Below are 11636 nucleotides of genomic sequence, written 5' to 3'. Positions count from 1 at the left end.
TACATGACGCTTGAGACAATGGCGCCCTTGAGCGATGATCCACTCGTCAGCCTGCCAGTCGCGGCCGCCTGACACGTCCCGGCTCGGCCTGGAAAACGACGGAGCCCACCGTCAGCTACACCACCAATTGGGACACGATCGTCGGATCCTCGCCGTCGAGCCTGTTGCGCTCCCCTGCAAACTCCCGCAATCGAGCTTGCGCTTGACGATAGGACAGCACCTTGACGCCATCGGCGTCCGAGAGGTCGTCGGCCACGCCTATCGTTTCGACCACATAGCGTTCGTCGCCGACGTATCGGCGCATGACCCAGCGCCCCGCCTTCTTGCCGCGCCGATAACCGAGATGGAGCCCCGCGTCGATTGACCGGTAATAAGGCTGTCCGCTGGGCTTCAACTGTGCCCGCGCTGTTCGAGATTCCAGCCGGGCGTCTTTCACAGCTCGCGGCATCGTCGCCCCCCTATGGTTTGTGCAATATTTTGTACAATATATGGGCGTGGATATTATTGCACAACCCGGGGCGGCCTTGGATGGGTCTCAAAATAGCGTGCACAATATCAAACACTTATATCGACATTGATGGACGTTTTTGGATTAAGTTATGGCCCTTTCACGGCGAAAACATGGGTTCGATTCCCCTTGGGCGCGCCAATGACTAAGGAAAATCAGGGCTTCCGAGCCTACAGTCCTTGACTACAGGGTTCCCCGCGTTGGTTTCGGCTTTTTCTCGGACATGGCTTCCTCCCAGATTGCGGTCAGAACGGAGCAAGCCGTTTCGACGCGCCAGTGGGGCTTGGCCAATTGGGGCCGCTAAGGCGGCGGCGTGGGAATGAAGCATCGCGGGGTCTTGCGCCGCTGCCCTCACCGGGACCGCCTTATGGCCAGTCGACCGTTTGCGCCTTGGTTTGACAGCTGAGCGGCTGGAGCTTTTGCTTCCAGATATCGTCATCGGAAACATGTTCGGCGCTTAAATGACGCCGATCAAGGGTCAATCGCTGCCAATGTTTATAGGCCGCGGCCCCGATCAGCGCGCCGTGCGCAAAACGCTCGACCGGCGCTGTTATTTTTTCAGGAAGCCGTTATGCTTCGCGAATGGGCCATCCGTCCAACGAACCGGGCGATGATACCGGCGATTTGATCCTCAAGGTGACGCCTCCGCGCGCGCCGCAAAACTTACAGGTTCGGCCCCGACTTTCCCTCGGCGCCCACGAGGATATCAAGAGGCCAATCATTCTTGTCGAGGCGCCGGCGGGGTTCGGCAAGACCTCGCTATTGGCGCAATGGCGGCGCGAGTTTCTCGCCGCGGGCGAAGTTGTGGCCTGGCTCACGGCGCAGGACATCGACGAGCCCCAGCGCTTCGCGCAGGCGCTCGTATTGGCGTTTCGATTGGGCTGCGGGCGACCGAAATTCGGCCACGCGCTGCTCGAGTCCGCCAGCGCGAGAGGTCTCGAAAACGTCACCCTTTGGCTCGCCGAAGTCGTTCAGAGCGCCGCCAGCTCGGTCTTGATCGTGGATCGCGCGCACCTTCTGCCTCAGGCGTCACTCGACGCCCTGGCTTATCTCGCAAGAAACCTCCCGGCCAATCTGCGGCTGGTCATCTCGACGCGGGCGAATTGCAAGCTTGGGATCGACGATCTCGCCGCCTATGGCGAATGCGCCGTCGTCGACTCCCAGATCCTTCAGTTTCGCCTCGACGAAACCGCGCAATTGGTCCGGTCCCGCTTTGGCGCGGCGGCAGGCCCCGAAATCGCGGCGAAGCTGCAGGAGTTCACCGAAGGATGGCCTTTGGGCTTGCAACTCGCGCTGTCAATCATCGGGCGCAGCGGAGATCCCCAGTCCGAAGTCGCCGGCCTCGAAAGGCGCGGGGGATTCTCGCATTCCCGGTTCCTCGGACTTCTGCTGGCGGACCTGGACCCCGAGGACCTCGCCGTTTTGACGCACGTGTCCATTCTCGACGACCTGCATCCCGACCTTTGCCGGTTCGTCCTCGGATCGGACGACGAAAGTCGCCGGATAGAACGGATTTCCAGCGACACGGCGGTATTCGTCGCGGCGGAGAACACGGGCTGGTTCAGAATGCACTCATTTGTGCGCAATGAACTCCGGCGCCGCTTCTCCAGTCTTCCCGCCGCGGAGCAGAGCGAATTTCACGCGCGGGCGTCGCTTTGGCTGGCGGAGCGCGGCATGGCCGAAGCGGCCGCGCTTCACGCTTTCGGCTCTGGCGCCAGTGAGCGAGCTTACGAACTGGCGGAGCGGAGCCTTTACGAAGCGCTGATCCATCGAGGGCGGCAGGGGACCGTCGACAATCTGCTGGCGCGGATCAAAACCGAGGAGCTGGACAAGCGTCCCAGACTACTCCTGACCAAAGCCTGGTCGCTCGCTATCAGCGAAAGGCATGGCGAGGTCAGCGACGTCGTCTCGCGGCTTCTGGCCAGGCCGAACGTGAGCGAGGCCCTCAGGTGCGAATGCGGGCTGATCCTGAGCGGAGGGGCGGTTTTCGCCGACGATCCCGACGCTTTCGTCCGTCTACATGATCCGTGGGCCCAAGCGCCGCCCCTGCGGGACCCGATCCTGCTGCATGTTCACGCCAATCGTTCAGGCTTTCGAATGTTGATCGAGGGCGATCCGCCTATGGCCCGCCTGCGGCTCAAGCAAGCCCCGCAATATGAAGCCGGCCTCGCCCACGCCTATCTGAGCCGATGGACCGATTTCATCCACGGCCTCAGTTATCTTTGGGAAGGACAGGTTTCGACGCTCGAGCAGTCGCTGTCCCCCAAGCTCGCGCAAATCGAGGATGAGCTGGGGCGGCGGCATCCGCTCGCGGCCATGTTGGCGTCGCTGCTGGCCGCCGCTTTTTGGGAGAGCGGCAATCCGGAGGCGGCCGAGGCGCTCCTCGCCAATCGGCTGGACGTGCTCGAACGCAGCGGCGTCCCCGAAGCCGTCCTGCTTGGCTATCGGACGTTGGGGCGGATTGCATGGGCCAGGGGCGCCGAAAACCAGGCGATCGAATTTCTGGGCGGTCTCCACGCGATAGGCCAGGCCAGGAATCTGCCGCGACTTTGCGTCGCGAGCCTCGCCGACCAGGCGCGTTTGAATTCACATCGTTTCCGGGCCAGCACGTGCTCTGACCTATGCGCTCGTATCGACGATCTGATGGCCGAAGGGAGCCTTCCCGAGGGACGGCTCTGGCGGCGCAGCGTGACCCTTCTTGCCGACACGGCAAAGGGTTACGCCAGGATCGCGGCTAGGGACTGGGACGGGGCCCTGGGGCCGTTGCTGCGCGCGGAGGAAGTGGCCCAAAAGACGCGGATGGGTCGCCTGCGCATCGAGCTCCTTGGATTGCGCGCTTTCGTTCTATCCCAGATGGGCCGGGATTCAGCAGACATGCTGAAGGAAGCCGTCGATCTCGCGCGGTCCTATGGTTTGCAGCGCGTATTTGCCGACGCCCACCCCGCGCTCGGCGCCTGGGTCGAAGAGGTCGTGGGCGGCGACGGAGGAGAAGCGGCGCGGCGGCTCGGCGAAAAGCCGCGCACCGCGGCGGCCGTCCCGCCTTCGGCGACCGCCGGACGCGCCGCGCCCAGTTCGGCGCTGACGCCGAAAGAGCGGCAGGTTCTCGAACTGCTCGCCCAGAATTTCTCGAACAAGGAAATTGGCCTCGCCATGCAGGTCGGCGAGGAAACGATCAAGTGGCATGTCAAAAACCTCTTTTCCAAGCTGAACGCTTTTTCGCGCAAACAGGTTGTCATGCGCGCGCGCCTGCTGGGATTTTTGACGCAAGAGCTTTGACTTCGATCGCAAGTTTGCATTAGGTTAGATTTTAGCGCTAGTAATATCTTTAAAAACAATTGCTTAGATCAAGCAGCCCGCTCTCTGTCCGGCCGTGCCGTCGGCCGACCGGCAATGACCTTCGCTCCTTCATTCCCCCCTGAAACGGAAGGGTTCCCCCCCGTCGTGGGGGGGATACGCGTTCGTGGCGCTGATTTATAAAAAATCGAGATCAAACGCCGGACCGGACAGCCCTCGTGAGAAAGGCGCCGCCGCCCGGCAGGGAGGAATTCCAATGACAGCAACCGCAGCCAACCCGACGACTGTCAACGCTCCGGCCATTGTGCCGGCGTCGTCTCTCGGCGCGACCATCCACGTTGAGCAGCTCACCTGTGCGATCGGAGCTGAGCTGCAGAACGTCAACCTTGGCGAAGCGAGCCGCGACGCGGCCCTGGCGGCCGAGATCAAGTCCCTGCTCTTGCAGCACAAGGTGCTGTTCTTCCGCGATCAGGACATCACCCGCGCCGAACATGTCGCCTTCGCCCGGCGTTTCGGCGAGCTCGAAGACCATCCGGTCGCGGGCAGCGACCCGGATCATCCGGGGCTCGTGCGCATTTACAAGGACCCGAATTCGCCCAACGACCGTTACGAAAACGCCTGGCACACCGATGCGACCTGGCGGGAAAAGCCGCCGATGGGCTGCGTGCTGCGCTGCGTCGAATGCCCCCCGGTGGGCGGCGACACGATGTGGGCCAATATGGTCCTCGCTTATGAGAACCTGCCGGAGGACATCAAGACCCGGATCGCCGGGCTGCGCGCGCGCCACAGCATCGAAGCCTCCTTCGGCGCGGCGATGCCCATCGAGAAGCGCCGGGCGCTGCATTCCCAGTTCCCCGACGCCGAGCATCCTGTCGTTCGGCTCCACCCGGAAACGGGCGAAAAGGTTTTGTTCGTGAACGCGTTCGCGACCCATTTCACCAATTTCCACACGCCGGAAAACGTCCGCTACGGCCAGGACTACGCGCCGGGCGCCGCCCAGCTGCTGCACTATCTCATCAGCCAGGCGCAGATCCCGGAATATCAGGTGCGCTGGCGTTGGAAGCCCAACAGCATGGCGATGTGGGACAACCGCTCCACGCAGCACTATGCGGTGATGGACTACCCGCCGTGCCATCGGAAGATGGAGCGCGCCGGCATCATGGGCGACACGCCCTTCTGACGCCGCTCCCGGCCAGGCGCCGGAAGCAAATCTTCGAAAAATCGCAACTCAAAACAAGAGAGTAAGCTCATGAACTTCCTCGATGGTTCCCTGTTTCCCGAAAACCAGGAAAAACTCGTCATCACTTGCGCGCCCTATGGGCCGGAGTGGATGCCCGCCGACTTCCCCGAAGACATTCCGGTCAGCATCGCCGAGCATGTGCAGAAGGCGGTCGACTGCTACAACGCCGGCGCCACCGTCCTGCATGTCCATGTCCGCGAAGAAGACGGCAAGGGCAGCAAGCGCCTGAGCAAGTTCAACGAACTGCTCGCCGGCCTGCGCGAAGCCGTTCCCGACATGATCCTCCAGGTTGGCGGCTCGATCAGCTTTGCGCCGGAAGGCGAGGGCGAGGTCGCGAAATGGCTCAGCGACGACACGCGCCACATGCTGGCCGACCTCAAGCCGGCGCCGGACCAGGTCACGATCGCCATCAACAGCAACCAGATGAATGTGGTCGAGCAGATGTGCGAGGCTGATATCGCCGGCACGTCGCTCGGGGAACCGGCCAATTACCGCGCCTATCGCGAGATGACCATTCCCGCCGGGCCGGAATGGGTCGAGGAGCATATCCGTCGCCTCAGCGCCAACGGAATTCAGACCCATTTCCAGCTCGCCAACATCGCGCAGCTCGAGACGGTGGAGCGGATGATGCGCCGCAACGTCTGCAACGTGCCGCTGATCCTGACCTGGGTCGCGATCGGCGGCGGCTTCGACGCCCCGAATATCTACAATCTCGCCAATTTCGTCCGGGCGTGTCCGGATGGGTCTGTGCTGACGCTCGAGACCTCGATGCTGAACGTCCTGCCGCTCAACATGATGGCGCTCGCCATGGGCCTGCATGTCCGTTGCGGCATCGAAGACAATATCTGGAAGCAGGACCGCAGCGGCAAGATGTCGAGCGTCGAGCAGATCGAGCAGCTTGTCCGTCTTTCGCGCGAATTCGGCCGCGAAATCGCCGACGGCAAGGAGGCGCGCCGCATCTATCGCATCGGCGAGTTCTACAACAACGCCGATGAGACGCTCGCCCGCAATGGCTTCGCGCCGAACCGCCAGCCCGCGCGGGTCGTGCGGCAGGCGGCGGAGTAATTGAGACGATGACCGAACCGACCATCCTGATCGTACCAGGCCTGCGGGATGACGTTCCCGCCCATTGGCAGACGCTGCTCGCCGCGCGGCTCGACCGCGTGCGGACGGTTCCTCCGATGGGCCGCGCCGATCTCGATTGCGCGGCGAGGGTCGAAGCGATCGAGCGGGAGGCTCGCGCGATCGACGGGCCCGTCATCATCGTCGCCCATAGCGGCGGCGTGGTGATGGTCGCCCATTGGGCGGCGCAAACGCGCCACCCGGTCCTCGGCGCGCTGCTCGCGACGCCGCCCGATTTCGAACGGCCGATGCCGGAAGGTTATCCGACGATCGAGGACTTGCGCGCGGGCGGCTGGTTGCCGGTCCCTCGCGATCCTCTTCCGTTCCCGAGCATTGTGGCGGCGAGTCGCAACGATCCGCTGGGTCGTTTCGAACGCGCCGCGGAACTGGCCGCCTGTTGGGGCGGCCAGCTGGTCGATCTCGGCGAGGTCGGCCATCTCAATCCCGCCTCGGGCTATGGCGAATGGCCGGATGCGGAAGTTTTTATTCGTGAGCTGGCGAAAGGCGAACAGGGCGAGACGTCCCGCGCCGACGCGGCGGCAGGAGCAAGCAGATGAATCGCGCGATCAGGTTTTACGAGACGGGCGGTCCCGAAGTCCTCAAGCTGGAGACTGTCGCGGTCGGGGAACCGGGACCGGGCGAGGCGCGAGTCCGTCACACCTATGTCGCCGTCAACTTCATCGACACCTATTTTCGGACGGGGGTCTATCCTCTGGCCCTGCCTAACGGCCTGGGATCCGACGCCGTCGGAATCGTCGAGGCCGTGGGGCCCGACGTCACGGATGTGAAGCCTGGCGATCGGGTCGGCTATCTGCTCGGACCGCAGGGCGCCTATTCGGATGTGCGCGTCATGCCGGCCGCTGTCCTGATCCCGATTCCGGATGCGGTTTCCGACCGCGCCGCCTCGACGCTGATGATGAAGGGCATGACGGTCCAGTATCTGTTCCGTCAGGTCTTTCCGCTGAAGGGCGGCGAGACGATCCTATATCACGCCGCGGCCGGCGGCGTCGGCCTGATCGCCTGCCAATGGGCGCGCGCCATCGGCGTCGAGTTGATCGGCGTGGTCAGCACCGACGAGAAGGCAGCCGCCGCCAAGGCGAACGGAGCCGCGCATACGATCGTGGCGTCGCGCGAAAACATCGCCCAGCGCGTGCGCGAAATCACCGGCGGCAAGGGCGTTCCTGTCGTCTATGATTCCGTCGGCAAGGATACGCTCGAGGCCTCGCTCGACAGCCTCATGCCGCGCGGAGCCCTGGTCAGCAATGGCACCTCGTCCGGTCCGGTCGTCATCGACACGCGGGTGCTCGCCATGAAGGGCAGCATCTGGCTGACCCGCCCGGCGATGATCCACTATGCGACGCCACGCGCGCACATGCTGGATATGGCGAGGGAACTTTTCGACCTGGTCGAAGCGGGCAAGATCGCCAGCGAGCCAGGCCAGGTGTTTCCGCTCGCGGAGGCGGCGGAAGCGCATCGAGCAATGGAATCGCGGAAGACGATCGGCGCCACTGTATTGACGCCCTGAGATTCAGAAAAAACGTTCGGGAGGAACGCCATGCATATTCAATCCGCAGACTCCGGTCGCGCGGATCCGGACAGCTATTTGTTCGGACCGCGCCAGGCCTGGTTCGCCTATGCGATGACCATCGGCCTCATGATTTTCGATTATGTCGATCGGCAAGTGATCGTTACGATGTTTCCGCACATCAAGGCGGAATGGGGACTGACCGACACCCAGCTTGGCGGGCTCGTCTCAATTGTCTCGGTGACCGTGGCGCTCTTCGGAATTCCGGCGGCTCTGGTCGCCGACCGTTTCAGCCGGGTCAAGTCGGTCGTCGGCATGGCCCTGGTTTGGAGCCTCGCGAGCATTTCCTGCATGTTTGCCGGAAACTTTGGTCAGCTGTTCGCCGCGCGGGCTATGGTCGGGTTCGGCGAGGCCGGCTACGGCTCGGTCGGCGCCGCAATGATTGCGGGTCATTTCCCGCGGCGCATGCATGCCTCGTTGCTGGGCGGCTTTTTCGCATCGGCCTCGGTGGGGTCCGTCCTTGGCGTCGTTCTGGGCGGCTTTATCGCCGCCCGCTGGGGTTGGAAGGCGGCGTTCGGGGTCGTCGGCATTCCGGGGCTCGCGCTTGCGCTTCTGTACATGTTTGTCAAAGACTACCGGACGGTCGACCTCGTCGCCCATGAAGGATCGGCGCGCCGCGACGCCATTGCGACCGCCAAGCAGATCGCAATCTCCATTTTCCGGCCGAAGACCATGTTGTGGGTCTGCCTCGGCGGCGCGGCGCAGCTCATCGTGGTTTCCACGCTCTGGGCCTGGCTGCCGAGCTACCTGAACAGGACCTATGGCATGCCGGCGGACCAGGCCGGGGCAAAGGCGGCCCTCGTCGTCCTCGCCGGCGCGTTTGGTAGCGTGATCTGGGGCAATGTCGCCGACCGCGCTGGCCGGAGAGCCTTGACCAGTAAGCTGTATGTCATCGCGGCGCTCAGCCTCGTGTCCATGGCTACGCTTGTGGTGGCCTTCGCCGCTCCGGGCTTGGGCATCGTGACAACAGCGAACGCGCAGCTCGTTTTGGTCGTGCTGGGCGCTTTCCTGGCCGCCTGCACGGTCGGCCCAGTCTCCGCCGTCGTTCTCAATGTGATGCATCCCTCGGTTCGTGCGACCGGAGCGTCTGTGCTGTCGTTGTTCCAGAACTTGCTCGGTCTCGCTGCGGGTCCACTCATCGCTGGCGCTGCGTCCGACCATTGGGGGCTGGAGGCGACGATGGTTTTCATGCCGATGTTCTCCATTGTCGCCGCGGTCATGTTCATGCTGGCTGTCAAGACCTACGAAGACGACGTGAGACATGTTCGCGAGCAGATCGCCGCGCAGGATAAGCGGAACGCCGCAAAGCTTTTCGGCGAGGAAAATTTCGCCAAAGCCATCGCAAGTCATTGAATTTTGACGCGGATCGGTCAAAATGATCTGCGCTGCCGGAAATAAATAAAAAAATCGTTCAGGGTGGAAAAATGAAAAATAAAACGGTTCCAAATACTTGGGTCGCGGCGACTCTGCGCGCAGCGTTACTTTCGGGCGTCGCTTGCTCGGTCGTCGCGATCCTGGCGCCGCAAGTGCGCGCTGAGGAGTTCAAGGTTGGCGAATTCGACGTCAATTTTTCGGGGGCCGCAACGGCGGGCTCCGAAATCAGGACGGCGCCGCGCGATCCCGTGCTGATCTTTGCGCCCAACGGCAAGAAGATGGGCGTTCCCGCGACGGCGACCAGCGGCAGCAACCAGGACGACGGCAATCTGAACCATGGGCAGGGGCAGGCCGTTTCGAGCGTCGCCAAAGCCTATGCCACGATCGACGCGCATAATCAGAATTTCGGCGTCTTCGTGACCGCCAAGGTTTGGGGCGACTTTACCCAGGCCTATCAGGACGTCCCGTGGGGCAATTATGCTAATGGATATTCGGCGGGGACTCCGCTGGGTCAGGCGGGTTTTGATGCGCGCGAAAGACCTTTCGGCGCCGCGTTTCAGCAAGCCTACGCCTATACCAAGCAGAAATTCGATGGCGTGAGCTTCGAAGGCCGTATCGGCGAGATCAATATCCCGTGGGGCTTGTCGACCGCGATCCCGGGCGGCTTGTTCTACGCCGTCAACGCTGTCGATTATTCCGCGGTCGTCCGGCCCGGCGCCCAGGCTGCGGAATTGACGATCCCGACACCCGGCGTTTACAGCCGCCTGGGCTTCCTGCAAGACAAGGCCATTTTTGAAAGCTTCCTGCTGTTCCAGGGGCCCAGAAGCGTGGTGCCCGGCTGCGGCTCGTTCTTCTCGTACGCCGACTGGGCCGCGCCGGGCTGCAACAATGTCTTTTTCAGCCCCGCGCTGGCCGATCCGACGTCCTATGCAGTGGATTTCGCGCTCAATCGCAAACGCGCGGCGACTCCCAATGACGTGAATTTTGGCGCCGGCGGCTCCTATACAGCCGATTCTCTATTCACCAAATTTGGGCTCTATTACGCCCATGTCGATCAGCCTACTCCTGTCGGCCAGACGATCAAGACATTGCGGGCCGGCCCCAATTATTGGCTGTTGGGCAATCCTGGCGGTCTCAACTCCGCCTACAACGTCGCTTACCTCGGCGCCGTCGATTCAGCCACAATCAACTTCACGACGCAAATCAAGGGCACGACGCTTTACGGCGAATATGTCTATAGCCCGAACAAGCCAGTGAATTACAACGCGGCGGATCTCGTCTTTGTGGTCGCCGGGCCGCAGTTCCCGTCGCCCTTGCGCGGCATCTATAATACGCTGCCTCTTGGCGGCGTTGTCCCCGGCTATGATCGATTGGAGGTCGGCAATCTTGTCCTTGGCGTTCGCCAGGTCTTCCCGTCGGTCCTTTCCGCATCGACGTTGACGCTCGGCGCGGAATTCGGTCTCAAGCAGGTCTACGATCTGCCGCCGGGCCTGCGCTTCGGCCGCTCGGAAGTGTTCGGTCAAGGGCCTGTCGCGGGCTTTCCGTGCAGAGGCAATGCGGTCCAGTGCACCCAGGAGGGTTATGTCACCGCGAACGCCACGGGCTATCGCCTGACGGCCGAGTTGCGTTACGACAATGTCCTGACGCCGGGCTTGAGCGTGATGCCGGCGATCGGACTGATCCAGGACCTCACCGGCTGGTCCTATGACGGCGTCTTCAATCAGGGACGTGTCGTGATGCCGCTCCGTGTCAGGGCCGAATATGGCAAGAAATATTTTGCCGAAGTCGTTTGGGCTCCTGCGCTTCAGGTCGCCACCTATGACAATACGTCTGACCGTCAATTCGTGAACTTCTCCGCCGGCATTCGTTTCTGAGCCCGTGAGCGGCGCCTCGCCCTTGGACATCCCGTGCGCGGGACCCAATTCTGTTTAACGATGGAGCAAAAAATGAAATTGAATCGAATTCTTCCGCTCGCCGGCGTCCTGACCTTGCTCGCCGGAGCAGCCCTGGCTCAGGTTAACATTCCGGCCGGCGCCGGCGCCGGCGCTTATCGGCCGGCTCCGGGCGCTCCCGTCGGCGGCGCGGTAAATCCCCGGCCCTCCGCCCCGCCCGCAGCCGCCCAGGCTCCCGCCGCGGATGCGAACAGGCAGGCGGTTTCGAAAAGCTGCTCGCAGCAGGCTGACGCGCAGGGCCTGCATGGCAAGGCGCGGAAGTCCTTCCGCGAAAAGTGCAAGCGGAATGGCGGCCGCTGATCGCACAAAAAAGTCATCCTGGTTTCTCGAGCGGCGCGGCGCCCAAAAAGCCGCCGCGCCGCAGTTTGAGTTGCGCGGATAGTTGGATCTCGCTGGCAGACTGCGGAGGAATGGAGCGTCATGAAAATCCTGGTGCCCGTGAAGCGGGTTGTTGACTACAACGTGAAGATCCGGGTGAAGACGGACGGGTCTGGCGTCGAGTTGGCGAACGTCAAGATGTCGATGAACCCGTTCGACGAGATCGCGGTGGAAGAGGCGCTG

Annotated in this window: 9 protein-coding genes and 1 pseudogene; 9 read left to right on the top strand and 1 reads right to left on the bottom strand. The window is 62.8% G+C overall.

Features of this window, described 5'->3' with window-relative positions; all coding sequences use genetic code 11:
* Positions 1-115 precede the first annotated feature (115 nt).
* The gene (locus QZ409_RS17310; protein ID WP_296713760.1) at positions 116-448 is read right to left on the bottom strand and encodes a hypothetical protein; all 333 of its coding nucleotides are present in this window, start codon (positions 446-448) and stop codon (positions 116-118) included.
* A gap of 642 nt (positions 449-1090) precedes the next feature.
* Between QZ409_RS17310 and QZ409_RS17305 the strand changes: the two genes are divergently transcribed.
* The 9 genes and pseudogenes from QZ409_RS17305 to QZ409_RS17265 form a co-directional block, all read left to right on the top strand.
* On the top strand, positions 1091-3784 hold the full coding sequence (locus QZ409_RS17305; RefSeq protein WP_296713758.1) for a LuxR C-terminal-related transcriptional regulator: 2694 nt from the start codon (positions 1091-1093) through the stop codon (positions 3782-3784).
* A gap of 274 nt (positions 3785-4058) precedes the next feature.
* Positions 4059-4982, top strand: a complete 924-nt coding sequence (locus tag QZ409_RS17300; RefSeq protein WP_296713757.1) for a TauD/TfdA family dioxygenase — start codon at positions 4059-4061, stop codon at positions 4980-4982.
* Between the two features lie 69 nt (positions 4983-5051).
* On the top strand, positions 5052-6107 hold the full coding sequence (locus QZ409_RS17295; protein WP_296713756.1) for a 3-keto-5-aminohexanoate cleavage protein: 1056 nt from the start codon (positions 5052-5054) through the stop codon (positions 6105-6107).
* An 8-nt stretch (positions 6108-6115) separates the two neighbouring features.
* Positions 6116-6721 (top strand): alpha/beta hydrolase, encoded by a 606-nt coding sequence (locus QZ409_RS17290; RefSeq protein WP_296713754.1) that lies wholly within the window; start codon positions 6116-6118, stop codon positions 6719-6721.
* Entirely contained in the window at positions 6718-7689 is a 972-nt protein-coding gene (locus tag QZ409_RS17285; RefSeq protein WP_296713752.1) for a quinone oxidoreductase, read from the top strand. The genes QZ409_RS17290 and QZ409_RS17285 overlap by 4 nt, the downstream gene beginning before the upstream one ends.
* 30 nt (positions 7690-7719) lie before the next feature.
* The gene (locus QZ409_RS17280) at positions 7720-9102 is read left to right on the top strand and encodes an MFS transporter (RefSeq protein ID WP_296713750.1); all 1383 of its coding nucleotides are present in this window, start codon (positions 7720-7722) and stop codon (positions 9100-9102) included.
* A gap of 71 nt (positions 9103-9173) precedes the next feature.
* Positions 9174-10997 carry a DUF1302 family protein gene (locus QZ409_RS17275; RefSeq protein ID WP_296713748.1) on the top strand — a complete coding sequence of 608 codons (1824 nt, stop codon included), beginning with the start codon at positions 9174-9176 and terminating at the stop codon, positions 10995-10997.
* A gap of 72 nt (positions 10998-11069) precedes the next feature.
* Entirely contained in the window at positions 11070-11375 is a 306-nt protein-coding gene (locus QZ409_RS17270) for a PsiF family protein (protein WP_296713745.1), read from the top strand.
* Between the two features lie 120 nt (positions 11376-11495).
* A pseudogene (locus QZ409_RS17265) lies at positions 11496-11636 on the top strand (electron transfer flavoprotein subunit beta/FixA family protein); the annotation flags it as partial.

The sequence above is a fragment of the Rhodoblastus sp. genome (assembly GCF_019449565.1).
GTDB lineage: Bacteria > Pseudomonadota > Alphaproteobacteria > Rhizobiales > Beijerinckiaceae > Rhodoblastus.
The sequence above is the reverse complement of the archived record's forward strand: the minus strand, read 5'-3'. Positions and strand labels throughout refer to the sequence as shown.

What these genes read in the sequence shown, in the direction of transcription:
- QZ409_RS17290 (WP_296713754.1), top strand. Translation starts at nt 6,116, where the DNA reads ATGACCGAACCGACCATCCTGATCGTACCAGGCCTGCGGGATGACGTT.
- QZ409_RS17280 (WP_296713750.1), top strand. Translation starts at nt 7,720, where the DNA reads ATGCATATTCAATCCGCAGACTCCGGTCGCGCGGATCCGGACAGCTAT.
- QZ409_RS17300 (WP_296713757.1), top strand. Translation starts at nt 4,059, where the DNA reads ATGACAGCAACCGCAGCCAACCCGACGACTGTCAACGCTCCGGCCATT.
- QZ409_RS17310 (WP_296713760.1), bottom strand. Translation starts at nt 448, where the DNA reads ATGCCGCGAGCTGTGAAAGACGCCCGGCTGGAATCTCGAACAGCGCGG.
- QZ409_RS17285 (WP_296713752.1), top strand. Translation starts at nt 6,718, where the DNA reads ATGAATCGCGCGATCAGGTTTTACGAGACGGGCGGTCCCGAAGTCCTC.
- QZ409_RS17295 (WP_296713756.1), top strand. Translation starts at nt 5,052, where the DNA reads ATGAACTTCCTCGATGGTTCCCTGTTTCCCGAAAACCAGGAAAAACTC.
- QZ409_RS17270 (WP_296713745.1), top strand. Translation starts at nt 11,070, where the DNA reads ATGAAATTGAATCGAATTCTTCCGCTCGCCGGCGTCCTGACCTTGCTC.
- QZ409_RS17275 (WP_296713748.1), top strand. Translation starts at nt 9,174, where the DNA reads ATGAAAAATAAAACGGTTCCAAATACTTGGGTCGCGGCGACTCTGCGC.
- QZ409_RS17305 (WP_296713758.1), top strand. Translation starts at nt 1,091, where the DNA reads ATGGGCCATCCGTCCAACGAACCGGGCGATGATACCGGCGATTTGATC.